This window comes from Paenibacillus sp. J31R122 (assembly GCF_056269185.1).
In genome coordinates this window covers 1-23,461 of record NZ_JBWDNM010000001.1, presented here as the reverse complement: position 1 = coordinate 23,461, position 23,461 = coordinate 1, and the positions used below count along the sequence as shown (strand labels likewise).

Annotated in this window: 21 protein-coding genes, 3 pseudogenes and 1 other annotated feature; of the genes and pseudogenes, 2 read left to right on the top strand and 22 right to left on the bottom strand. The window is 44.8% G+C overall.

Going from position 1 to position 23,461, the window contains the following annotated elements:
* Window positions 1-11 precede the first annotated feature (11 nt).
* The 6 genes and pseudogenes from AC0YN7_RS00120 to AC0YN7_RS00095 all read right to left on the bottom strand — a co-directional run bounded on the left by AC0YN7_RS00120 (window position 12) and on the right by AC0YN7_RS00095 (window position 6,543).
* Complete coding sequence (locus AC0YN7_RS00120; protein WP_475808491.1) at window positions 12-1,604, bottom strand: hypothetical protein; 1,593 nt, start codon at window positions 1,602-1,604, stop codon at window positions 12-14.
* A gap of 84 nt (window positions 1,605-1,688) precedes the next feature.
* Window positions 1,689-1,988 (bottom strand): annotated as a pseudogene (locus AC0YN7_RS00115) (hypothetical protein); the annotation flags it as partial.
* Window positions 1,989-2,034: 46 nt separating this feature from the next.
* Entirely contained in the window at window positions 2,035-2,940 is a 906-nt protein-coding gene (locus AC0YN7_RS00110; RefSeq protein WP_475808463.1) for a carbohydrate ABC transporter permease, read from the bottom strand.
* Entirely contained in the window at window positions 2,940-3,902 is a 963-nt protein-coding gene (locus AC0YN7_RS00105; RefSeq protein WP_475807926.1) for an ABC transporter permease, read from the bottom strand. The genes AC0YN7_RS00110 and AC0YN7_RS00105 overlap by 1 nt, the downstream gene beginning before the upstream one ends.
* Window positions 3,903-3,929: 27 nt before the next feature.
* On the bottom strand, window positions 3,930-5,309 hold the full coding sequence (locus tag AC0YN7_RS00100) for an extracellular solute-binding protein (protein WP_475808462.1): 1,380 nt from the start codon (window positions 5,307-5,309) through the stop codon (window positions 3,930-3,932).
* Between the two features lie 223 nt (window positions 5,310-5,532).
* Window positions 5,533-6,543 carry a zinc-dependent alcohol dehydrogenase gene (locus AC0YN7_RS00095; RefSeq protein ID WP_475807925.1) on the bottom strand — a complete coding sequence of 337 codons (1,011 nt, stop codon included), beginning with the start codon at window positions 6,541-6,543 and terminating at the stop codon, window positions 5,533-5,535.
* Between the two features lie 163 nt (window positions 6,544-6,706).
* On the opposite strand from AC0YN7_RS00095, the gene AC0YN7_RS00090 reads away from it, so the two are divergent.
* Entirely contained in the window at window positions 6,707-8,197 is a 1,491-nt protein-coding gene (locus tag AC0YN7_RS00090; protein ID WP_475807924.1) for an extracellular solute-binding protein, read from the top strand.
* A gap of 528 nt (window positions 8,198-8,725) precedes the next feature.
* On the opposite strand, the gene AC0YN7_RS00085 is transcribed toward AC0YN7_RS00090, so the two are convergent.
* The 14 genes and pseudogenes from AC0YN7_RS00085 to AC0YN7_RS00020 form a co-directional block, all read right to left on the bottom strand.
* On the bottom strand, window positions 8,726-9,310 hold the full coding sequence (locus AC0YN7_RS00085; RefSeq protein ID WP_475807923.1) for a GNAT family N-acetyltransferase: 585 nt from the start codon (window positions 9,308-9,310) through the stop codon (window positions 8,726-8,728).
* Window positions 9,311-9,463: 153 nt separating this feature from the next.
* Window positions 9,464-9,754, bottom strand: a complete 291-nt coding sequence (locus tag AC0YN7_RS00080; RefSeq protein WP_475807922.1) for a hypothetical protein — start codon at window positions 9,752-9,754, stop codon at window positions 9,464-9,466.
* A 115-nt stretch (window positions 9,755-9,869) separates the two neighbouring features.
* Complete coding sequence (locus AC0YN7_RS00075) at window positions 9,870-10,286, bottom strand: 5' nucleotidase, NT5C type (RefSeq protein WP_475808461.1); 417 nt, start codon at window positions 10,284-10,286, stop codon at window positions 9,870-9,872.
* 228 nt (window positions 10,287-10,514) lie between these two features.
* Entirely contained in the window at window positions 10,515-11,297 is a 783-nt protein-coding gene (locus tag AC0YN7_RS00070) for a class I SAM-dependent methyltransferase (RefSeq protein ID WP_475807921.1), read from the bottom strand.
* A 53-nt stretch (window positions 11,298-11,350) separates the two neighbouring features.
* Window positions 11,351-11,617 (bottom strand) — a binding site (T-box leader).
* 166 nt (window positions 11,618-11,783) lie between these two features.
* Window positions 11,784-12,017 (bottom strand): annotated as a pseudogene (locus tag AC0YN7_RS00065) (DUF3888 domain-containing protein); the annotation flags it as partial.
* A gap of 42 nt (window positions 12,018-12,059) precedes the next feature.
* Window positions 12,060-14,819 carry an endo-beta-N-acetylglucosaminidase gene (locus AC0YN7_RS00060; protein ID WP_475807920.1) on the bottom strand — a complete coding sequence of 920 codons (2,760 nt, stop codon included), beginning with the start codon at window positions 14,817-14,819 and terminating at the stop codon, window positions 12,060-12,062.
* A gap of 265 nt (window positions 14,820-15,084) precedes the next feature.
* A pseudogene (locus tag AC0YN7_RS00055) lies at window positions 15,085-15,288 on the bottom strand (IS110 family transposase); the annotation flags it as partial.
* A 203-nt stretch (window positions 15,289-15,491) separates the two neighbouring features.
* Window positions 15,492-15,959, bottom strand: a complete 468-nt coding sequence (locus AC0YN7_RS00050) for an NUDIX hydrolase (protein WP_475807919.1) — start codon at window positions 15,957-15,959, stop codon at window positions 15,492-15,494.
* A 189-nt stretch (window positions 15,960-16,148) separates the two neighbouring features.
* Complete coding sequence (lepB, locus tag AC0YN7_RS00045; RefSeq protein WP_475807918.1) at window positions 16,149-16,838, bottom strand: signal peptidase I; 690 nt, start codon at window positions 16,836-16,838, stop codon at window positions 16,149-16,151.
* 270 nt (window positions 16,839-17,108) lie between these two features.
* A complete protein-coding gene (locus tag AC0YN7_RS00040; RefSeq protein ID WP_475807917.1) occupies window positions 17,109-17,654 on the bottom strand; it encodes a hypothetical protein in 546 nt (181 codons plus the stop codon).
* Between the two features lie 414 nt (window positions 17,655-18,068).
* Entirely contained in the window at window positions 18,069-18,545 is a 477-nt protein-coding gene (locus AC0YN7_RS00035) for a hypothetical protein (RefSeq protein ID WP_475807916.1), read from the bottom strand.
* 223 nt (window positions 18,546-18,768) lie between these two features.
* Window positions 18,769-19,203, bottom strand: a complete 435-nt coding sequence (locus AC0YN7_RS00030; protein ID WP_475807915.1) for a hypothetical protein — start codon at window positions 19,201-19,203, stop codon at window positions 18,769-18,771.
* Between the two features lie 178 nt (window positions 19,204-19,381).
* Window positions 19,382-19,744 carry a VOC family protein gene (locus AC0YN7_RS00025; protein WP_475807914.1) on the bottom strand — a complete coding sequence of 121 codons (363 nt, stop codon included), beginning with the start codon at window positions 19,742-19,744 and terminating at the stop codon, window positions 19,382-19,384.
* A 280-nt stretch (window positions 19,745-20,024) separates the two neighbouring features.
* Window positions 20,025-20,510, bottom strand: a complete 486-nt coding sequence (locus AC0YN7_RS00020) for a GyrI-like domain-containing protein (protein WP_475807913.1) — start codon at window positions 20,508-20,510, stop codon at window positions 20,025-20,027.
* Window positions 20,511-20,784: 274 nt separating this feature from the next.
* Between AC0YN7_RS00020 and AC0YN7_RS00015 the strand changes: the two genes are divergently transcribed.
* Window positions 20,785-21,681, top strand: a complete 897-nt coding sequence (locus tag AC0YN7_RS00015; RefSeq protein WP_018759834.1) for a VOC family protein — start codon at window positions 20,785-20,787, stop codon at window positions 21,679-21,681.
* A gap of 568 nt (window positions 21,682-22,249) precedes the next feature.
* Here AC0YN7_RS00015 and AC0YN7_RS00010 read toward each other — a convergent pair.
* Both AC0YN7_RS00010 and AC0YN7_RS00005 read right to left on the bottom strand, forming a co-directional pair.
* Window positions 22,250-22,657: a VOC family protein gene (locus AC0YN7_RS00010; RefSeq protein WP_475807912.1), complete on the bottom strand. Its 408-nt coding sequence runs from the start codon at window positions 22,655-22,657 to the stop codon at window positions 22,250-22,252.
* Between the two features lie 260 nt (window positions 22,658-22,917).
* Window positions 22,918-23,461 (bottom strand): group II intron maturase-specific domain-containing protein (locus AC0YN7_RS00005; protein ID WP_475807911.1); only part of this gene is annotated, 544 nt, incomplete at its 5' end.

Here is a 23,461-nt window from a genome sequence, read left to right as displayed (position 1 = left end):
CAGGACCGGTTTCAGTTCCGGTTCGAATAACGACGCAAGCGGGTTTTGGAGTCCGAAAAATAGAACCGGCCTTGAGGGTCCTGCGCAAGAAACTTCGCCCCGTCGTCAACAAGCAAAGACATCGCCCGCGCTTCGGGGTCATATCGGAACAGATACCGTCCGCTTACCGTCCCATATAAATGGCCGTCCCGGCTGAATAACAGCGCAGCGTCGCGCCAAACTGCTTTTTTACTGTAATCGACCTCCGGAAAAAGCTGTTCGAACGACAAGAATCGATCGCCTGCGGCATCGTAAGCAAACAAATAGCCTTCTGCTATTCCCCACAGCAAACCTTTCGCATCGAATGCAAGAGCTGTGATGGCCTTTATGCCGCGAACCGGCAGCGAAACGCCTATCCCCTTTTGAAGGGAGACATCATACACAAGAATTTTGGCTTCCTCATCCGGGGCGGGAGCGATGCCCAGACCGCCGTATACCGTCGTTCCCCCGTAAAGAAAGCCATCCCTATAATTAAGAGAGACGATGCTTAGATTCGGAAGCGGATTGCGGTGCGCTCCCCTCTCTCCGGTTGCGGGATTGTAGGTCAAGATAGCTCCGCCCAGCTTGCCGTAGCCGCAGATCGTACCGATGAACAGCTTCCCTTCCCCGACCGCCATGCCATAAGGACGGTCCTGCTCGTGCTCGGCGTGATCGAACAACAGCTTTGGATTGTCTCCGCCCTCATGAATGTCCCATTGACGGGAAGGATCATACTCATAGAGCTTCGCGAGTGGATAGACGCCGAAATACATTTTGCCGCTCAGCTCCGCAATGTTCTCGATCTGCCCGACGCCTTTGTATTCGACAAACGTATCCGTTTCCGGGTCGAGGATGGAAGTACCCCCTACCAGAAAAGCGCCAATGTACAGCTTGCCGTCCGAACCCGCGACGACACATTGCAGATCGGTAGGCGTTCCATCTGCATCCAGGTCGAACGACGCATATGCTCCAGAAGAGGGATTATATTTGAAAATCAGGACTTTTCCGAGTCTGCTTCCCGCCCCGACCAGCGTTCTCCCCGGAAAAGTCGTCTGGTCGGCAAGCTCTGCAAAGCCCATTACAGACGGGTTGATCGCCGTCGACACATCCAATCGCTCTATCGTAGAGGATTCTAGGTGATAACTGTGCAGAATCCCGGCAGACGTAAAATAGACGACTCCCCGATGTGCCTGTGACACACCCATACTTCCGATATTCGGCGCAGTAAATTCAAGGCGTTCCTCCACCTCACCTCCCGCAAACCGTTCAACGGCAAATACAAGCATGCGATTTGAAGGATGAAGACGAATAATAAGCTTGCCTTCTACCAGATTCGAGGTGTACACAAACTCGTCGTTCTGATACTTCTCGGAAAGCAGTTCCCGAATCTCCCCTGTGACGTGGTCATATCGCTTCAAGCTGGCGTGTGCGCCGATTCCAACATAACTGTATCTGCCGCATTCTGTATGAGAGAGGGAACGGACGTAAGATTCGTCCTTTATGAACGGACGCGGACCGATCACTTCGAAGCCTGCTCCCGGTTTTATCCTGTAGAACACGCAGCCCGGATATGTTCCGCCATACATCGATCCGTCCGAACCGGGCGTGAACCCATAGTTGAACGATGTTTCTGGTGTCGGCTTTCCCAGACTCTCGACTTTGCCGTCCCATGGCGTGTAGCGGTATACGCCTCCCTGATTAAGGGAGCCGACGTAAATGCTTCCGTCCGCCGCCGTGCCGGCGGTGAAGGCGCCCATCGCACCTGGCAGCCGGATTGTTCGAACCGCCCGCTCTGCGTCCAGATCAATTTCGACCAGCCGGGCATCCTCGCCGGTCGCTCCGTCCAATACCAGATAAAGCGAATCCCTGCCGTCCTCCCCCTTGACAAAGCCTCCGGCATGGGTAGTCGCGTTGCGGATAGGCTGTCCTAGTTCCGTACAAATTCCCAAATCTTCGAGGGCCTTCGGCATTTGACCAGCTTGACTATTCATTCGTTCGCCTCCATTGCATCTGGTGTTAACCTTTTATGGATCCTATCATTACTCCCTTGGCGAAATGCTTCTGTAAAAACGGATATACGATAAGAATCGGCAGCGTAGCGAGAAGAATCGCGGCCATCTGGATCGTCTCCGGTGGCGGCTGGTTTTCCATCATCAGTTCGACGGCTCCGAGCGAGTTGATCGGATCGTTGAGCACGACGATCTGCCGCAGAATGACCTGAATCGGCCACTGTGTCGGGTCGTTCAGGTACAAAATCCCACCGAAATAGTTGTTCCAGTGCCCAACCGCGTAAAACAGGCAGAACGTGGCCAGCGCCGGCTTCGAAAGCGGCAGGATAATGCGCAGATAGGTCTGCAGCTCATTCGCCCCGTCGATATACGCCGCCTCGTTCAACTCCTCCGGAATGCTTAGGAAAAATTGCCGCATGACGATTAGATTGAAAGGCGCGATGGCAGCGGGAAGAATTAACGCCCACAAGCTGTCCAGCAGCCCGGTTTCCTTGACGATCAGGTACGTCGGAATCATGCCGGCGGAGAAAAGGACGGTAAACAGCACCATGAACATGATGATCGATTCACCGGGCAATCTGCGTGTCAAGCCGAACGCCATGGAGGAGGTAAACACCAGATTGACAATCGTACCCGCGACCGTAACGAAAACGGTGACGCCAATCGACCTGACGAAAGCCTCAGAGGCCAGAATATATTGATAGGCATCGGTCACCCAATTCTTCGGCCACAGCAGCAGATCGCTCGCCATATATTCATGCAAGCTCGAAAACGATACCGAGAAAATATAGATGAACGGCAGCAGCATGATGATTCCAATCGCGCCAAGCAGGAACACATTTACGCTGTCGAAAAAAAAGCTGGAGAAAGACCTGCGGATGCCGCGTCCTCTTTTACCGATTGAAGTGTTCATCAATAGATCCCCTCCTCCCCGAACCGTTTGACCAGCCGGTTGGCTCCGACTACGAGCAGCAAGCCGATCAAGCCTTTAAACAGTCCGACAGCGGTGGCGAAGCTGTAATCCGATTGATCGATCCCTTTGAAGTACACATACGTGTCAAGCACATTGCCGATATCCATATTGAAAGAGTTCAGCATCAGGAATATCTGCTCCCACCCGCTGTCGAGCACGTTGCCCAGCCGCAAAATGAGCAGAATAACGATAGTGCTGCGGATACCCGGAAGCGTAATGTGCCACAGCTGGCGCCACCGGCCCGCGCCGTCCATAACGGACGCTTCGTAAAGATTCGGGGAAATGCCGGACAGCGCCGCCAGAAAAATAATCGTTCCCCAGCCCGCTTCCTTCCAGATCACCTGCAGCACGACGAGCGGTCGAAACAACCCGGGATCCGTCAAAAAGTCGATAGGACCCAATCCAAGCTTCACTTGCAGAAACGAATTGATTATGCCGCTGCCCCTCAGGAAGACGGTGGAAATGCCGGCAACGATGACCCACGACAAAAAGTGAGGCAAATAGACCATCGATTGAATAAGGCTTTTGTACACCTTGTTTCTCACTTCATTGAGCATTAAAGCCAGGATGATAGGCGCCGGAAAAGCGAAAAGGATCTGAAGAAACGACAGCGCCAGCGTGTTCCAAAGCACCTGCACGACTTCCGCGTCTTCAAATATGGTGGCGAAATGCTTCAGGCCAACCCACTCGCTCCCTGCAAAACCGAGAAATGGGCTGTAGTCCTGGAAAGCAATGACGGACCCCAGCATCGGTACATACCGGTATACGATAAAATAAAGCACGCCGGGCAGGACCAGCAAGTAGGCGTACCGCTTTCGCCACAGGAGGCGGCCAATCGAAGGCTTCCTGACTTCGGAAGTCTCCAGACCTGCGGGAACGGCGGATGCTGATTGTGATTTCATCGATGTTCCCTCCCATACATGGTTTCGTTATTCCCAGGCATCCTTCGAATCTTGAAGAGTTGTGGAGGCGTTAACTTCCTGAATCCAATCGGCGCCACCCTTTGACATCCATTCCTCGACCATAGCGTCCCAATCGGAGACCTGGCGCTGGCCTGCTATCATTTTCGTTTGCTCATCGAGCAGGAACTTGTTTAGCTCCACACCTCTAGCTACATAAGTCGGAGAATCGGCAGCATAATGGGGCGAGCCGTAAAATTTGCTTTCTCCGTGAAACTTCACCATCTCCTGAACGACGGCATCAAGAATCGGATTGGCGTATTTGTAAATTTTGTCGAATTCCTTCTCCGGCCAGGAGACGTCGTCGAGCAAATAGGAGGTCGGACGCAAACCGTCCTTCAACGCGTTCGGCTTGGCGACCACAGCTCCCTCAACCATGTCGTAGCCTTGCCCGAGTCCTCCCATCAGCCAATCAAAGTCCACGTTATCCGGATTCGATTGATCGACCGGAATGAGAGTACGCGGTACAGCCACCATATCCAAAATGCGTTTCACCTTCTCCGGATTCTTGCCCGCTTCCGCCGAGATGGTCATGAACCCTGCGAAGCCGCTGCTTGAAGCAAGTCCTTGCGAGCCGTCGGGCGCGGCTGCGGGTTTCATGAACGTATACTTCGCACCCGGGTAAAGCTCAAGCAAGCTGTCCGAGTTCGCCTGGATCATGCCGCGGGGCGTTCCGACAAAAATACCGGCGGTTCCCGAATAAAATTCCTTGTTGGTCGCATTCCAGTCAAGAGTTGCAAAGTCCCGCGTGATTGCATTTTCCTTGTACAAATCCGCAAACCACTGAATCTGCTCTTTCCTCGCATCCGAGACGATCCCCGGAATAAATTCGCCTTGCCCGTTTTTGTGATACCAAGCTGCGGGATCCCAATAAGCTCCAAGATTATAGTTCGGATTGATGTCTTTGCCGAGAGCGATTCCGTACGTATCGTTCTTGCCATTCTTGTCCGGATCATTCTTCGTAAACGCGATTGCTACCTCTTTAAGCTCCTCGTAGTTAGTCGGGACCTCAAGCCCCAGATTATCCAGCCAGTCCTGGCGGATCATCGGCAGGAAGCCGAACTTCGGATAATATTTTGGAATGGCGTAAATCTTACCGTCGACTTTGAATTGATTCCAGACAAATTCCGGAACCGCCTTTAGCGACGGGTAGTCGTCGATATAGTCGTCAAGCGGCAAAAACGCCCCCTGCTTGGCAAACTTCGCATAACGATTCGTAAGATCAGGCGCTTCGAATGCGATCATATCCGGGATCGTACCCGATGCGAGCACGGCGCTCAATTTTTCCCCATAGCTCGCTTGCGGTACCTGATTGATTTGATAATCGACGTTGAAACGCTCATTGATCATCTTCACGCCGGGACCGTCGTTCGGCGGCAGTTCGCCGAAACCGAACTTCATAGCTGTAACCTTGATTGTCTCTTGCTTCTCGCTTACGGTCTCAGCCGGCTCCCGGCCCGATTCGGCTTTCTCCGGTTTCTTATCACTCTGTTCGGTACAGGCGCCGATCAACAGCATCCCCGTCATCACTGCGGCAAGCATCCTCTTTTTCATAGTTAGCCTCCCTAATTATTTATTGACATTCGTAGCGGATGACCATGCCTATCGTTTGTTCAGGCATCGATTTATATCTGTCGTATGCGGTTATAGCTTGAGCCAGCGGAACGTGGCCGGAGATGAGCGATTCCATGCGCACCGACCCGTTTGCGAGCAGTCGGATATACTCGCTCATATTCCGCCCCTCCGTCCAGCGGACGAAACCGACTGGGTAGTCCTGACCGTTGGTTTCGTAAGCGGAGTCGCCCCTGCCGGGACCTCCCGCCTTGGAGACCGTCAAGTGCGCTTCCTTTGCAAAGAGCAGCCATCTGTCGAAATCCATTTTCATGTCCCCGACAATGATCACATGTCCCTGCTCCCTTACCAATCGCAGCCCCTGATCGATCAAGCTGCCGTCCGAGGCATTCGCGCAGAGCAGGACGGCATCGACGCCGTTTCCGTCCGACTCCATGGATACAGCTGAACCGAATTCCTCCATATTGTCGGCGATGCGGCAATCCGGGAGAAGCGACTGCAGAAGGCTTCTCCGCTCAGGCAGCAAATCATACGCCAGCACCCGGTAAGAAGCCGCATGAGCGATTTGACAAACCAGCTGGCCGATAATGCCGAGACCGATAACGGCAACCGTTTCTCCGAATTGAAGTGAAGCCTTGCGAAGCGCATGAATTGCAATAGCTCCAAGTCCAACGAAGGAAGCCTCCTCGAATCCGACCGAATCCGGTATCGGAACAACCAGGTTACGGGGCACCGACAGCCACTCCGCGTGGCGGACGTATGGACCGCCGTAACAGGCCACGCGCTGGCCCTTCTCCATGCCGCGGCATTCGCCGGTAATATCCGCTACATAGCCGGCCGCGCTGTAGCCGAGTGAAACCGCCGTTGGATTATGCCGGCGAGCGATCATTAATTCGGTACCCGGACTGATAGCGGAGCATACCGTACGGATGAGCACATGATCTGGCGCAGGAATAGGCTTCGGCTCAATATCCGTTTGAATCCGTCCTTCTTTGGCAACGACTACGTTCAAAAAACCTCCTCCTTTTTATACCGATCAATAAGAGATCAGTTAGAATGCACATTTAGCAATTCTCGATGTGGTATGAATCTGATTGGATTTTAACTCCAAAAAGTAAGCGTTGTCAATAATTGTTTTTCTACACATAAACCTTTATAATACCAATAGCATGGATTTGTCATTGTACTTTTCATATACTCAATCAGATTCGTATGAGGTAAGAGTTCACATGCTCATTTTGATCACATTAGGCTTAGGAGGCTTCAGAATGAGCCGGAAAACGACGCAGTCCGTGCTGCGCACGAAATTGGAAGAAATGATATCAGGCATTCGCAGCGATATCCAAAACGGCCAAATGAAAAACGGGGATTTCCTTCCTTCGGAAACAGAGTTGGCTCAGCAGTACAGCGTGAGCAAGCATTCGGTGCGCAAGGGGCTTGATGTGCTGGTAGAACAGGGCTATGTACTGAAAATCCCGCGCATCGGCAACAAGGCTACCCTGCCGGGGCCGAAGCCGCAGAGCGTGCTGCGTTTCGGATTTTATCCGTCCATGATCAAGCAGGCCGATCTCGAAGGACTTGTAAAGCTATTTCACGATCGGAATCCCGGCATTCGCGTGGAGCTTATCCCGATCCCTTTCAAATTCGACGACCTGAATTTGATGAAGCATTATTTGGACGCCGGATTAATAGATGTTGCGATGTTCAATCACCAAAGCTTCAGTGAACTCCAGGAGTCGGGCGAAATAGCCGGATTACTGGAGACGCTGGAACCGATTCAAGACGTATATCCTTTTCTTCTGCCCGCCTTTGAGAACGGCGGAAAGCTTCACGCGATACCGTTCGTGTTCTCTCCGGTTATTCTCGCGTACAACAAGGATTATTTTGAAACTTGTGACTTGCCCGAGCCCGACAGCAGCTGGACATGGCATGATCTTCTGCATATCGCAGGCGGCATTACCAAAGGGGAGAACCGTGTCGGATTTTACTACCACACCTTGTCCGACAACCGGTGGCCAATCTTTTTGCTGCAAAGCGGTTTGTCACACCGGGATAAAGTGACCGGAAGACCCGATTTCTCCAATCCTGCGGTGCGCGAGGCGGTGCGCACAAGCCGTGAAATTTTGTTCGGACAAGGATTAAACTCCTTCCTGTCGCAAAGCGATGTAGAAGCCGAAGAATTGTTCCGAAATGGCAAAATTACCATGATTATGACTACTTACTTCGGCCTGAATTTTTTCCATGACTCGCCTTTTCGTTTCGAGATCGCTCCGCTGCCTGGCGGTAATACGTTGAATTTGGTGATAGGCTTGGCGGTATCAGCCAAATCCTCGGTGAAGGAAGCGGCCAGAAAGCTGATTGCGGAACTGGTCTCGCCCGATTACCAAAATCTTATCCGTCGCAATACGCTCAGTATCCCGGCCTTGAAGAAAGCGGCTGAGCGGGGTACGGACCAGTTGCACCCGCCTCTCCCCTCCGAGCCCTCGCGCTTTTCCCTTTACCGGGAGATCATTCCAAGCTTCCGGCTTCATTCCGACCTCGGATTAACGGGCGAAGCACTCAAAAGGATGAGGGGCGAGCTAACGCTGTACTGGGCTGGAGTAACCGATTTGGATACTTGCTGCCGAAGCTTGCAGGAAGCATTAGCCGCGGAACCGGTCGGTTGAACCGCATAAGAAACAAGCCGCACTTTGGGCTGCCATAAGGAGCGGAACCGGAAATGGAACGTATGTAGCAGCACAATGCACTTGCCTACAACTTTCCGGTATGGTTGTACGGGTACCCGCCATGCTATTGTCCCTAACAATTGAAATAGCGGCAGCCATGGACGAGAAAATAAAGTCCTTTGACTGCCGCTGTTTTATTGAACTATAGTTTCCCGTTAGCTTAATCGTTCATTTTATTTTTTCTTCTTATTTCTCGATTTCTATTTATTATTTCTTTTACTGAATCTGATTTAGAAAGCCTGTTTTTAATATCCATCAACAAGAAAATAATAATTAGTAACAAACCAATTATAATAAAACTCATTTTCTACGTACCTTCCTTCAATAGTGATTTCACCTGGGGCTTATTCATTATTAAAAGTATTCGTTAAGTTTATTCAACTATCCTGCCAGTTAGCTTAATAAAGAAAGAGAGCAGCTGCCGCAGCAAACTGCCCCTTATTTGTTCAACTAACGTGTCCCGTTAGTTCAACCGCGAAATCTAAGCATTGGACGTTTTAAGAATGACTCAAGCCGATTCTTAACATCATTCCAATCCTCATCAATGACACTATACACTACATAATCTAATCCATTATATTTTTTTCTAAGAATTCCTTCCTTCTTTGCTCCCAATCGTTCAATAGCTTTTTGTGATCGGCTATGAGTTGTCGTCGTAATTATTTCAACACGAACAGCTTTCCATTCTTCAAATGCATATTTTAGTAACAAATACTTACACTCTGTGTTTACCACTGTTCGCCACACTTCAGGAGAATACCATGTCCATCCGATATTCAAGTTCTTGTGCACAGACGAAATCCTTAAATATCGGGTCATTCCGACCATTCTATTAAGCGTTTTATCAAAAACAACATAAGGAAATTCTTTTCCGTGTTCCCTCCCTAAAATTGCTGTATGTATGAAGGTCTGCATTTCATTTAAATTTTGGATTTTAGTCGGGAGGTTTTCCCATATTAGAGGAGATTGTGAACATTGGAATAAGGAATCTGAGTGCTCCAACTCAAGTGGGATTAATGATATTCTTTCACCTTCTAATTGAACGAAACTCATCGCCTATGCTCCTTCCGAATGATGGTAGTTACACATTTATTTCTTTGCTTGTCCTTAGATACCTGCTTCGCTACCGGACTATCCTGCCCGTTATTTGAGAAAACGGCAGCCGTTTCATCGTGTTTATTCAGCTATCGTTTCCCGTTAGCTTAATCATTCAGCATTGACATCTGATTCTTTCCTAGTTGGAAAATACTCTGGCTCGGCATTACTACCCGTTGAATGAAGAGTTCCATGAATACCATTCAGCATTTTCTTATCAACCTTATTGCGATAAAAAGCATTCCAGAATCCTAAATCATCTTCAATCTCGGTGAAATCACTTAGAAAGGCGGTGTCTTGTCCATTAGGAAAAATCTTTACAAATAGTTCGTCACTAACTTCAAAAACTGGATTAGTTCCGTTTACTGCCCCATCAATGACTTGAACATTTTTTGTTGCCAATGATATATCCTCCAATCACAGGGTCTTATTACGTTATCCTACCAGTTAGCTTAACAAAGAAAGGGAGTAGCTGCCGCAGCAAACTACCCCTTATTTGTTCAACTAACGTTCCCCGTTAGCGTAATGACCCTTTCATATCATTGATGCGTCTGTTTACCTCTAACCAATTAGAAGCACGATAAACCAAATCAATGTTCACAGAAGTATTATACGGCTGTTCAAACAAAATAACTGGAATATTCTTATCGGCAAATTCTTTTGCATAATGGGGGGCATCATCAATTAACACACATATCTCGGAGTCTATACATTCCTGGAGCTTATTCTCAGTGAAAGCTATATTATGGTATCTAATCCCATTATGTTTAAGCCAATCAATTGTAACATCTCGAAAAAGTAAAGGACGAGCAGTAATAATTGATATTTGATGACTAATAAATAATTCCTGTAATACTTCCACTGCCATGGGAAAAGCCGACGAGTTCCAATGAATATCGTGACCGTATTCATGATAAACTTTTTCACGCTCAATATTGTCCCACCCATACAGACGGTAAAAAAAAAATCGTTAACATCTTCAGGCGTATACGATAAACCAGAAGCTTTATTATAAAAGTGCAAATACGACGAAGTGGCATCAAGAACTGTATTGTCTAAATCTACCCCAATATGCATTTTCTTCATCCTCAACTTTTAAGTAGTGTACAAAATTTAATTACCTATCTTGCCCATTAGCTTAACGAATTAGTTTTTTAGGTATTCACTTTAGATTTTTCTTTGCATGGTACAATACAAAAGCTTGAGGTTTATTAAGAATTCCACCATCTTCTTCAATCGCTTCTTTGATTTCCCCAAACAATTCAAATCGCACATTGTCGGGAAGTAGTCTATGTCTGGAATTAGTGTTTAATAAAGAGATATATTCGTCAGCTGTATAGGTGTGATTACAAATGTATTGCTTTATTTCTAATTCCTTAAACAGCCCATCCTTTAGAGTTAAAACTGACCTTTCGTCGATAATTTGTTCAATGGTTGGGTTTTTTGAATCATCTAGTTGAGGTGCATATCTATTGTAACTTTCTCGAATTCGATTAGAGACACCATCAAAAGACGGAATATGGACGGTCCAAAAGAATGCTATAGAGCCTTCGTCGTTGAGCAAGTCGAAGACCTTGTGATAGCCAACTTCTTGCGGCTGAATAAAGTGAAACGCTGTACCAGATATAGCCAAGTCAAAGTTACTCTTTTCACTCTGCCAAGTTTCAAATGGGGAATTGATTATGTTAACATTTGGTTTGTTTTTAAATTTTTCACGAGTAAGTTCTGCTAAATTTTGACCTAATTCAATGCAAGTCACATTATCAAAACCTAAATCAACAAAACCTTTCGTTGCCTGACCTGTGCCACATCCGATTTCAAGTATGGAATCGCCCTGCTTGATATCCGTCAACTCCAAGATGTCAGTAAATAATTGTTCTGGATATCTAGGTCTGTACTTGTCGTATTCCCTAGCAATTTCGTTAAAAATGTTTTTTCTTTCCATTTCAAAAACCTCCTATATTTACATTTGTGATAAAAAATAAAACTCCCGCCCCGTAAAGGGACGAGAGTTAATACTCCGTGTTACCACCCAAGTTCCTCAATGCTTAACGCATCGAACTCTTTTCAAGTACGGCAACTTTAATTATGTTGCTTATACCCTAGCACGATAACGGGTGCCACCGTCACATCCTACTTCCCTAATGGGTTTCGAGGTGCAGCTCAGAGACCATATTCATTGGAACTTTCTTTGCTCCCTTTCAGCACTGAGGGGCTCTCTGTAAAAGAAACTGTCCAATTACTCTTTCTTATCACAGCTTTTATAGGTAAATATTGGTTTGAATAGATGATATCACGATTAAAATTATGGAGCAAGCCGTTTTTAGCAAAACTACCCATTAGCGCAGCGAGGCTGCCGTTACAAACCGGCAGCCTCGTCTTGGTAAATGTTAAGCTATAGTGTCCCGTTAGCTCAACGAAGAATGTGTTGTCAGTTTGGAGGCAATTCATAGTCCCTAATGTGTTTGTATTCTAGAACCATTACAGCTCCCGAATTATCTATACGAAACTTCATCGAGTCTATCCCTACATCCAAATGAGGTCCCACATACGGAAGCACTGTAACACTAACATCAATATGCGAAGTATGATATTCAACGTTTAGTTCAGTCCCTCCTAAAAAAGGCGAAAACGTAGGAGACACAGTTAGTTTATCTTCACAAAAACCCGCTCAGCGAGCGGGTTTTTGAGGTGCTAATGCATTCTTTTAATTATAAGGAATAGATTTCATTTCGGACATATTCCCCATATAATCCTCCAGAACGATGCTGATGACGGATCCCTTCTCCGGCAGAGGAAGTCCATTCAGATCATGATATCCGCGAATAAAATAATCGGTTGTAACACCCTGATCGTTCTCCGTTGGCTTAACTGGCTGGCCGTTGACCGTAATGTACATATGCCACCAATCCTTCGAAGACGGGACGTCGATCCCAAGCTTATCACCATCGATATAATAACCACCATCGAACGGTTCAGAATAAAGATCCTTCATTTTTCCTGAAGAACTTACGGTGTCAAGCACTCCCCCTTCTTTATCCAAGGCGGATACTTTCAATAGGTAACGATCATCGTCCTTCACCGGCACTTCCCATTTGAACAAACCCAATGCGGAATCCACGGTTTTCGTATACGTATCCTTCCTTCCGTCTGTAAAGCTTACGTCAAACCGAACTTGGCTTGCGCGGTTATGCTTGTCCCAGACGATATCGAATCCTTCGACCGTTGCAATGGCGTTAACATTCGAGAGTTGGTCCTTGTCGTCAATAGCAACGACGGCCGGTTTGCTCTCGGTCTGATCGATGCCGACAGCAGTCAATTTGAGGGCCATAACGTCCGGCTCCAAGCTCTTTATATAGAAATTGCTGCCGTATACGCCGCCCCAAAATACCTCTTTTCCATTTTTCAGCTGCGCATAGAGATTGTACTGCTTCACCTCACTATAATCTTCCATGTTCCAGACGACATCGGCTTCGCCGGTATCATATCGATTTTCTATAGCAAAACCGGCAGGTTGGCTTGGTGTATAGTTTTTCCCATCCGTTATCTTAAGTTCTCCAATATTCACCTGGTAGCCCTCAATGGCCGCTCCCTTCGGATCAAACGCAAGTCCGATTACGGCAAGTTCCCGATCTGCGTAAGCGTGCAAATCCAATTCCGCTGTCGTATAACCATTTGTTTTTTCACCGCTGTTAGGAACGGATACATATTCAACCTGTTTCGGATTGTCTTTGAAAATAAGTCCCAGCTGAATTTCCGAGCGATCGCTTGCCGACGACTTATTAAACGTAATCGAAGCTTTTGTTGTTTTCTTAACGTCCAAATCCGTCTTGTATAAACGCAAGAAATTTTTGGCGTCCAAGCTGCCGTTAACGACTAGTGAGCTTCCGCCTTTGTAGCCGCCGATCGGCTTATAGGTGAACTTGTCACCGTTCTCCACGGAATCGCCGTAATCAAAACCGACTTGAAGCTTGGTACCTTCGCTATCGATCCACCACTGCCACGTCGGCAAAATATCCTGCAAGTTGATGTTCGACCATTCGTCATCGTTTGATACTTTTCCGTCTACGTAGTACTTCATGCCGTGGCCTGTATTAAAGGTTGTTGAAAAAGTGCTTCCATTAACGACCGAACGTTCTGAAATATACCTTGATATCCCTGTCCATTCCGAAGCGTCCTGCACACCGACATCCGGTCTTGCATATCCTTTCTGCTTGTCGGTATTGGTCGGATCGATCTTAACGCCGGTATACCACATACGCTCGCGCTCGGCGATCATCCACTGATGGTCGTCATTTTTGCTCGGGTCGCCTATATTTTCGTCAAGCGCTTGCTGGACGAAAAGTCCGCCAAGCGTCGCGATGGAGGTCATTGGATTTCCTGTCACCGGATCTAAGATGACATCCAAGTTACGAGTCGAGTTATGACTTCCTCCAAAGCGGCCCATTCCCGCTTCAACGCCGGAGAAGATGGTTTTAAGCGGATCGATTCCTCTACTTTTGGCCTCTTCGACGGTCTGTTTAATATACTTCTGATCTGTGCTGTCTCCATTGTTCCATCCGTCGTGCGAGTTCCAGTTGTAGTTCATAAAGATAGAGTTGTTAATCATTCCTCCATTTGCGTCATCACGAACGAACGAGCTGTGCGAAGAAATAAGTGAAGGCTGGTAGGTCAATTTGCCCTGCGTATCATCTACCGTGTCATACCACTGCGTATAGACGCCCGCATCCACCAATGTTTTCGTAAATGCTTTATATATCTTAATATGTTCCGGTTTAATCGACGTTTCTTGGTTAATAAAATAACTGTCAAAGCCGAAATATTCCTTCATCTCGATTAGCTTCTCCACGACCGGGAACGTTCCGTCTTCTCTTTGCTTCAACAGCAGATCATAAGGTTGTCCGCCGCGTGGGATAAAAATGCAGGCTACGGATTTTACGCCGTTTTTGTGCGCCGCATTGGTATAAGCGGGATTAGGCAGGTCTACGATGCCGTACTCAAATGCCCCGTTATGCCCGGCGTCATTCGGATCATATAAGCTGGAGGGTACGTCTTCCGTAGGAGTCCCATGCCAGCCTCCATAATAATCGGTATATTGCCAGAAGTTAAAGAGATAGTTCGAAAACTCGTTATTGTAAGGCGTTGCGCCACGAGGAGCGTCATCGTAATCACCAGTAAGGTTGAAAAACTCGGTATTCGGACTCAGCTTCGGATTCGCTTGGGTTGCGGCAAACGCATCGTTTCTTTGCTGCAAAGGCACATGTGCTCTTAATCGCTTGGCGTTCGGATCGGTTTCCGGTGACCAATTCTCAATATCGACAGCCCGGTATCCGTGGGTTACCGGTTGGTTTTTTCCGAATGCGGCATCGCCCATGGGTGGCATGGAGTCCCCCGCAAAAACAGAATGAGGAACCGTCGAGGGGATCATGGCGGATGCTTCTGCAAGTGCTGTTTTTCTATTCTTCAATTCACTTTCCTCCTATTTTGTTGTTGTGATGCTAAATCGTTGTGGCCTATCCATTTTTTATAAAAAATATTGAAAAGGCTTTCAAAACAGGATGCTTTCAATTCAGCATCACCCTTCTTAAAGGGTTGTTTTCCCTTTTTTTACAGTGATTATTGTAACACCAACGAAGACAGGGGACTAGTCTCCATTGATTACTTTTGTGTCTTTTGTTTGAATAAAAGAGGTCAACCAGTAATAAACTGGCTGACCTCATACTACGAACTTATCCGTGTTCCGACATGATTTGCCGGAACCAACTAACGAAGCACTCGAATCCTTCTAAACTGTTCTCAAACATAATTGGTTTTCCATACTCGACTCCACGAAAGTCTTGTGCTCTGGCCACATGTTTGAATTTAGCGATATCTACGCCAACAATTAATGTAGCAGAAGTGATTTGAATTATTTTCTGATTTTGAGTAGAATTCATAGTGTAGTCTCCTTGGTATGTTTTTTTGGATCCGATGCTGGCCAGCAACTGGGACCCATTAACATCATACCAAGGAGTTTTTTTGTGTTTCAAACCTTATATTTCATCATAATAGGAATGCTGCCCGTTAGCGTAATGAAAAAATGGAGCCGTTGCCGACTGCAACTGCTCCATGGTGCGATGAACTAACGTTTCCCGTTAGCTTAAAGCCTGCTTTCCAAATATCTTTTGAATAATGCTAATGAGTGCTCTTTTTCTTCGGACATAAGATTTTCTGCTATCTGTTTAATCACTTCTTTATCGCGTAGCTCAATTAAATTTGGAACTAACAAATCCGGAGGTGCTATCCACTTAGAATCAATTATTTCATTTGCATCTAATTGAAGGGTACCCCCCATTATTTCACCTAGAAAATGAAATAAAATAACCTGATGATTTGAACTGCTAATAAAATTATAAATGCCTGTTGTGCCTGTAAGTCTAACATCATATCCGGTTTCTTCTTTTGCTTCTCTACGAGCTGCATCTAGAATATCTTCGCCATACTCGATTCTTCCAGACGGGAAGTTCCACTTATTTTTAACAGATGCTTTGTTTTCTTTGACCATAAGTACCTTGTCTTCACTTATTATCGAAACACTTACAACCAGTACAATTCCGTTTTGAGTCATGTTAAGAACCTCCAATTTCAAAGAAACACCACCATCAATATTAGAACATACGTTCCTTTATTTGTAAATGTGTACATCTGTGCTCGCCAAGCTATACTGCTCGTTAGCTTAACAAAGAAAAGGAGCGGCAGCCTCAGCAAACTCCTCCTTGTTTGTTCAACTATCGTGTCCCATTAGTTCAATCGCTTACTATTTGTTAATCGTAGATTCTGAAAGTTGTCCGTTACTAGCATATCCCAATACCCTTCCCTTGATAGTGGTGACAGGCAAAGAACCATAGATTTGACTGTCAATACTTCTCCACCACGTATCTCCCATAACAAAGAGATGTCCTTCAGGCACTTTAACCTTATCCATTTCCATGTTAAAGTATTCATTCATGGTTTTCTGGCATGATTCATCACATTGAGCTGAACCTGGCTCATTGACTGTTTTAAAATACTCTTCTTCTTCGAGTCCCCAACTGAGGGCCTTTCCATAAAAGGTATCTAACCTTTTATCGTTAACATATACTTGGCCTTTTTTTATTTCAATTTCTTCGCCTGGAAGAGCTATAACCCTTGCAATATTATACTCGGGCGGATTTAGCTGTGGATATTTGTTCTTATCAATTGTAGGGGTTTTATAGTAAATTACATCGCCGCGATTAATATCATTCTGATTGTAATAATTCGGGTCGACAGCTATCTTCCCTTTGTCTTTAGAGATGTATTCTAAGTTGCGACGTGCCATTCCATCGTTATGGTTTTCAACAGCGATTAGGACCTGTTTCATTTCAACTGTCTTTGGCGACTCTTGAGTGATTAGGTCAGTAATGCTTTGCTCTTCGCAGCCAAGAACGAACAGAAAAAAGAATACAATCGCTAGTGACTTCTTCATTGGAATCCCCCCTAATTTGATAATACTCATTAAAATGGATAATTCTCCAATGGATTCCAACAAATTTCTGAACATCCGAAATTACCAGAAATGTATTTAGTCGATCTACCCGTAAGCGTAATGAAGGGCTACCATCTGGCAGCCCTTTCGTTGTTCAACTATCGTTCCCCGTTAGTTTAATAAGCTGATTCAAATTGTTTTACTTTATTAGCTCTCCGAAATTAGTCAGAAACCACTGGATATCCCGTTAAATCTCATTATGAAAAATGATTATTTTTCTAAATCAAATCCATTGATCAAAGAACTAACTTCGTTTAATGTTTTATACTGTTCGCTTAAACTCTTGCCTTTGATTTTATTTTGAAAATCCAGTGTATCAACAACTTGAGAAACATAAGAGATATATTGTTTTAATTTCTGATCCACTTCATCGTTGGATACATCAGCTACACGGTTACTCAAAGAATAGCCAACAGGTGACGATGACTTTGGGGAATTGAATATATTGATATTGTCAGGAAAATTCACATATTTACCAACAGAATTATCTTTTTTTGTTAAATTAAAGTTGTGATAGATATTTGCATACGCTCCAACTAGCGAATTAACATAATCTGTTTTGTCATTTTGATGGTTAAGTGCCGTTTCTAAATACAATAGCGCTTCGTTTTGCTGTAATGCATATTGAAGGATAACTTCTTTTTTCATGTCAGTGTTTTCTTTATGCAACTGATACAAAAAGTATAAGCACACAATAAAAAAAGCATTTAACCCAAATGAAATTGAAATGATTAGCTTCCTTTTACTAATCGACATTGCGAAGCCTCCTAAGGTTACCAGCATATTTCTTATTCAACGTTGTATTCTCAACTTATTTATATTGAAGTCCCTAATTGGAAGCAACATTTATCATTTCCACAAATTAGGACGCGATGATATAACAGAAGTTGCGCTAAACTGCCCGTTAGCTTAACAAAGAAAGAGAGCAGCTGCCGTAGCAAACTGCTCCTAGTTAGTTCAACTATCGTTCCCCGTTAGCTTAGTGTTCTATCACTTCTAAGGAAACTGATGAAGTCCTGGCTTCAATTTTAACAACCCCGCGTTCGCAGGTGTGTCTGCCTGAATTTGCTTCTTCGAATAGCCGCTGGAGAACCAAGGGGCATAAGCCCCGCAGTGTGAACATCATGTTATCGGATGTCAGCGACTTCCTCGAGAAACTAAGCATAACACTTATTCAGATCCTTCAATGATGCTTCTAGCAACATTATTTGCCTCTTCCGTGTTCTTTGCTGGTCCTGATACATACCCATCGATAAGATTATATTTGTCATTTATATCATTCAATTGTAACCATACTTTGTCTAAATTAATTGATGTCATAATCGATCCGATCGAAATAAGTGATTCATTATCGATCTTAGTCAAGATTTCAAAATACTTATTGCCATCACGTTTTAGTTTTATTTCATACATCAAATTATTATCTACGGTCATTTGACCAATTAGCATATCTTTTTCAAAAAGGCTTTTATTAAGATTTTCACTTATTCGTACCACCATTTGTTTTTCGAACTTAGACTCTTTCGAGTAGATTGTGCTGCTATAATTCGCTTCTATATGTCTAGGCTGATGATAATCAATTAAGAAATAAATAACTGCTGCAATTACGACAGTGCCACTTAAAATTAATACTTTATATTTCTTCATTCAATCCACCCATCCAATTTATTTAGCTATTTACGATAACGTCTGCTTTACGAACTTTGTAAAGCATTCCATATGAAGAGTATTCGTGAAATTATTAAACTATCCTGCCCGTTAGTTCAATAAAAAAGAGGAGCTACCACATAGGAAGCTCCTCCGCTATCGTTCTCCGTTTGTGTAACGTATGGATAACGTTCGGAAACGGTTTTATTCACATGCTATCGAGTCAGAGATCGCCATTGAAAGTAAACAATTTCACTTCGGCGACGCTTCCCTCTTCCGCCTCACAGCTGCCTAGCACGAGCCGCTGCTCATCTCCTTCTTCTTGTATTTTCATCGCCTTACACGTGAATGTTGATTTACTGCCTCCATAAATGTCCCTCGTACTATCCCTTTTGATCGTTACCAATTTACCATCTGAAATTAAATCGTAGATCGAGTATCCCCCATCAAGGAAAGGTGGAATTGCTAGAACGTAATCTGGTTTTTTATTATTGAATCTATCTACAAATTCCTTCATCCGAATTAAGTCTTCATCACCGAACGTTTTTAAGATATCGCTACCTGTATGGATTGGTTGCTTATGATTATTGCTTGAGTTTGAGCATGCTGATATTCCAAAGCAAACAAGTATCAGCAAAACGAGTTTGAAATTTTTCATGATGATCTTTCCCCTTTTTAACATAGACGAAAAAATGGACAAATGTTACGGAGAGAGGATTCAGTAAACTGCCCGTTAGCTCAACGAGGTTGCCGTTTCGTGCCGGCAGCCTCATCCTTGTGATTGTTAAGCTATCGTTTCCCGTTAGTTCAATAAATCAACATAGTTTTCGTAAACTTTATTTCTCTGCTTCTGAAATATGCCAGCATACACCAGAGGGATCTATTAGGTTGATCTCACGTTTTCCCCAAGGATACATTGTGGGTTCCTTTACCTTAATAGGATAGTTTTTCTCTAAAGTAACGGTTTGTATGAGTGACCACCAACCATCTAAATCCTCAACTACTAGTTCTACCATGTAATTATCTTGGAATTCTTGATTATGGAAATTTTGAAGAAAGAATTCCTGTTCCCCAATTCGAAAGATGCTCAATCCGTCGTCGGAATAGACTTTTTCAAAACCAAGATCTTCAAAAAAACTCTGTGCAAGTATATAATCTTTGCCTGATGGAATAAATGGTCGAAGCTTTGAAACATTCATAAGTTTCCCTCCCCTTTGGAACTAATAAGCAACCCTAATCATCCTCAAGCCCATTGTCTCTTACACAATTATACAGCTAATTCTCTTAAGATACATAATTCTTACCACGTTAACCTGCCCGTTAGCGCAACGACGGCAGCCGATCGTTCTGGCCGGCTGCCGTTCGTGTCATCATTGAGCTATAGTGTTCCGTTAGTTGAATAAACAAAGGTATTGATTCATGCCAGAACGTAGAAAGACCCACAAACGATGGTTTGCAGGGTCACTCCTCTTTCGTCGACTATTTCTCTTCGATTGGCGTATAAATCTCTAGCTCACTTTCAGGTGAAGTCGGATTAAATCTTTCGTCCATCAACTCCACTACCCAACCTTTACTATGTTTGTAGCCATTTTCATCAATCCAACGGTTAAGAGAACCATAAGCATCACCTATTTTCCAAATCTCACCTTTGTGCGTATAGACAGCATAAGTGCACACAGGAGTGGTCTGGCTTACCATTCCTTGTGGAATAGAACCAATCTCTGTGACTTGAGCGGTTGTATAGTAGGTTCCAAGGTTATCGGGTGCATAATTACCTGGTTCATATAGAGCCAATTTTTCACCAGTTCGATTTTGGATTTCCTCCATACGACTTATTAAAGAGTCAAATGATTGCGGAATTACGGTTGGGTATTCTGAATACTTCGCTTCATGCCTTGTTCCAACTGCTAAGAATCCTCTTTTGACCACTCTACACGTGTTATCTTTAACACCTAGTTCGCTCATTTCGTTTCTCCTTTCGGTTTCTGAATCGTATAAAAATAACATTTCGATTAATATCCACATTTTCCCTGCTAAAGCACATTTGATTCTCCAAAAAACTTGCGTTACTTGTGGTACGGTTCACCACGCTGTCTGTAACGGCAATTTTTAGGGCCATCCTTGTGCAGGATGACCATTTCCTTGATCTCGCTTGTTCAACTATCGTTCTAGAGGAAATTATACAAATATAACGAATAGGTACAATGGTAATAAATTCAAGCTAAAGGAGCTGTGAATTTTGGATTTTAAAGATGCGGCCAGAAAAGGGAAATTTGAATTAACGTTCCCAGTACGTCTAGTATCTGATGTTAAAAAGTCTCAGGAATGGTTTCGCGATGTGTTGAAATGTAACGACATTAGCGGATATGGCCATGCAACAAGGGAAGGCATGGGAATGATTTTATTACAGGCTGCTTCACCGGAGGATATTCGTCCAAACTCTGTGCCGAAGAAGCACACCGATTACCCTACAGAATGGGATGGCCCGGATTATGGTTGGGATTCGTTGATTTACGTGGAGTGGGAAAATCTAGATTACATTGTCGAGGAAGTTCGCAGCAACGGTGGTAACATTGCGATTGAACCTTTTGAGCACTCGCATGGAGGTCATACTTACAAGAAAGCTCATTTGTCTGACCTGGACGGATACAACTTGGTTTTAAGCGCGAGGCGTCCTCAGACAGAAGAACAAATTAATCACGATAAACAATTTATATTTAAAAAGACGTATCAAGTACGCCTTGTCTCCGATTTGAAGAAGTCAATGGAATGGTACAGCAACGTATTAGGATGCGATGAGGTGAACAACTGGGGGTACGCAAGACGCGGCGAAATGGAAGTGATTTTACAGCAGGCAGTATCACCGCATGATGTACGACCCAATGCCCTCTCCGCAAAAATTATAGGTATTCCCGATACGTGGGAAGGTCCGGATGAACCCTGGGATACTTTCGTTCATACGCCATGGGAAGATGTGGCTCTTATCGTTGATGAGGTACGAGGAAAAGGCGGCACGATTGGAATGGAACCAATTGAAAGTTCAGGGGGTGGCTGGGACTTTGTAAATGCTCAAATTTTAGATCCAGATGGGTATAGCATTATTCTTGGAGGAATGAGAAGTAGTAATAACTCATAAGTAATGTTGCATTACATCTTGATTAGTTTGTTGCAAGTAAAACGTTGGAAGATCGCTGCCCGATATGGTGTGGCGCTCTTCTTGATTTTTGCAACTAATCTGCATTAAACTTCACGTTAGCTTAAAACCGCTTCAAGCAATTTTTGGTATATATCCACGTGTGGGATTATATCCAGTATGACATACGTGACGACTCCATTAAGCTATACTAGGAGTGCTTATATACCAATATGACACTTGGGGTTTGTTTCACATGTTCTGTGACGAGAAAACCGAAAATAGCATCAGTTGCGTCTGTTCCACCGAGCTGACAGCACTGACAGATTTGACACTTTTCTCTCCACGATAAGCCCAAAGATAACAAAACCCATCTAAACCAAGCAATTCAATTAAAAAAACTTGCCCTTATTTAGGGTACGGTTCACCGAGTATGATCTTCAACTAAACTGCCCGTTAGCGTAATGAAGGACTACCACATGGCAGCCCTTTCGGTGTTCAACTATCGTTTCCCGTTAGCTTAACAGGTCCTCCATCGAATTTGGCGTCTCATTCATCCTGTTCGCAGCTCTTATTTCGGGTCTTGCCAGATATGAAACCTATTGCCATCTGGATCTTCAAACCAAAACTTCAAACCACAGCCCCCAAAATCTTCAATAGGTTCAACGGAAGCTCCGCTACCAGTTAAAGACTGATGCAATTTGACAATATCCTCTGTTTCAAAAGTAAATGGGGATATTAGATCTCCATCGCCTCCTACGAAATTCGAAGTTTGCCCTGGAGATCTGGAAAGGAATAACCACATCCCACTGCCAAGTAACATGATCTCGCTTCCAGGACTCATCCTGCTTAATCCCAAGTATTTTTCATACCACTCCGCTGCCTTTTGAGGATCAGCAACTGGAATGTAAATACAATCTACAGCTTTCAAAAGCGGTTCCTTGATTTTGTCTTTTACTGCTTGTTCCTTTTCACTCATTTTGCATCCTCTTTTCATTTGGATATTAACTGACAATATTCCACGGATTGAACCCAATTCCTTCTATTTTGTTCCAAATATAACTACCAGTTACTTCAAAATTTCGCCTTTCTTATGCTACGGTTCACCTCGATTGAACTTCAACAAATCTGCCCGTTACTAGAGTAAAGGGCTGGTCTTCCCAGCCCCTCCTCATCAAACCGTACGTGAGGTTTTCCCTCATACGGCTTTCCGATGTTCGTCTTTCATGGGCATGCAGATTACAAGAGCTTCTTCAATCCATGCAGTTTTGCCAATTGCTTTACTTCTTGAAATGATCCCATCCATCTCACTCGTTGCCGTTTCTTCGCATACCATCTTGTGAACCGCTGTAGAATATACCAATCCAACTTGGCTAGTTTCCGTTGGCCGTAAACCGTATGGTAATAATTTCGCCAGCCTTGGATCTTGGGATTTAGCCATGCAACATGTTCTTGGAATGCGCGCTTCCGCATGCTTGGAGGGGCTAATCGCTCCTTTACCACTTCGCGAATCCGCGCTTCTGCTTTAGCGGTTAGCCATTGCTGTGTTGTATAATAAACTCGTGCTTTAGACGTTTCCGCTTTGGTCTTGCGGTGATGCATCCCCAGAAAGTCAAAGCCTTCTTCGCCCGTCCATAGTCCCACAATTCTGGTTTTCGTTGGGTGCAGCGTTAGCTCTAATCTTTCCATGATCGTTTGGATGAGTTCATACGATCGGATCGCATCTTTTCTCGTCTTGCACACCACCACGAAATCATCAGCGTAGCGCGTTAATTCTCCAAAT

Bases quoted from the DNA above. Each gene is read 5' to 3' on its own strand.
- AC0YN7_RS00085 (WP_475807923.1), bottom strand. From the start codon at position 9,310: ATGAGTTTCGTTCAATTAGAAGGTGAAAGAATATCATTAATCCCACTT.
- lepB (WP_475807918.1), bottom strand. From the start codon at position 16,838: ATGAAGAAGTCACTAGCGATTGTATTCTTTTTTCTGTTCGTTCTTGGC.
- AC0YN7_RS00070 (WP_475807921.1), bottom strand. From the start codon at position 11,297: ATGGAAAGAAAAAACATTTTTAACGAAATTGCTAGGGAATACGACAAG.
- AC0YN7_RS00040 (WP_475807917.1), bottom strand. From the start codon at position 17,654: ATGTCGATTAGTAAAAGGAAGCTAATCATTTCAATTTCATTTGGGTTA.
- AC0YN7_RS00025 (WP_475807914.1), bottom strand. From the start codon at position 19,744: ATGAATGTTTCAAAGCTTCGACCATTTATTCCATCAGGCAAAGATTAT.
- AC0YN7_RS00020 (WP_475807913.1), bottom strand. From the start codon at position 20,510: ATGAGCGAACTAGGTGTTAAAGATAACACGTGTAGAGTGGTCAAAAGA.
- AC0YN7_RS00050 (WP_475807919.1), bottom strand. From the start codon at position 15,959: ATGACTCAAAACGGAATTGTACTGGTTGTAAGTGTTTCGATAATAAGT.
- AC0YN7_RS00110 (WP_475808463.1), bottom strand. From the start codon at position 2,940: ATGAACACTTCAATCGGTAAAAGAGGACGCGGCATCCGCAGGTCTTTC.
- AC0YN7_RS00035 (WP_475807916.1), bottom strand. From the start codon at position 18,545: ATGAAGAAATATAAAGTATTAATTTTAAGTGGCACTGTCGTAATTGCA.
- AC0YN7_RS00120 (WP_475808491.1), bottom strand. From the start codon at position 1,604: ATGTATGGCGGAACATATCCGGGCTGCGTGTTCTACAGGATAAAACCG.
- AC0YN7_RS00100 (WP_475808462.1), bottom strand. From the start codon at position 5,309: ATGATCAATGAGCGTTTCAACGTCGATTATCAAATCAATCAGGTACCG.
- AC0YN7_RS00030 (WP_475807915.1), bottom strand. From the start codon at position 19,203: ATGAAAAATTTCAAACTCGTTTTGCTGATACTTGTTTGCTTTGGAATA.
- AC0YN7_RS00010 (WP_475807912.1), bottom strand. From the start codon at position 22,657: ATGAGTGAAAAGGAACAAGCAGTAAAAGACAAAATCAAGGAACCGCTT.
- AC0YN7_RS00105 (WP_475807926.1), bottom strand. From the start codon at position 3,902: ATGAAATCACAATCAGCATCCGCCGTTCCCGCAGGTCTGGAGACTTCC.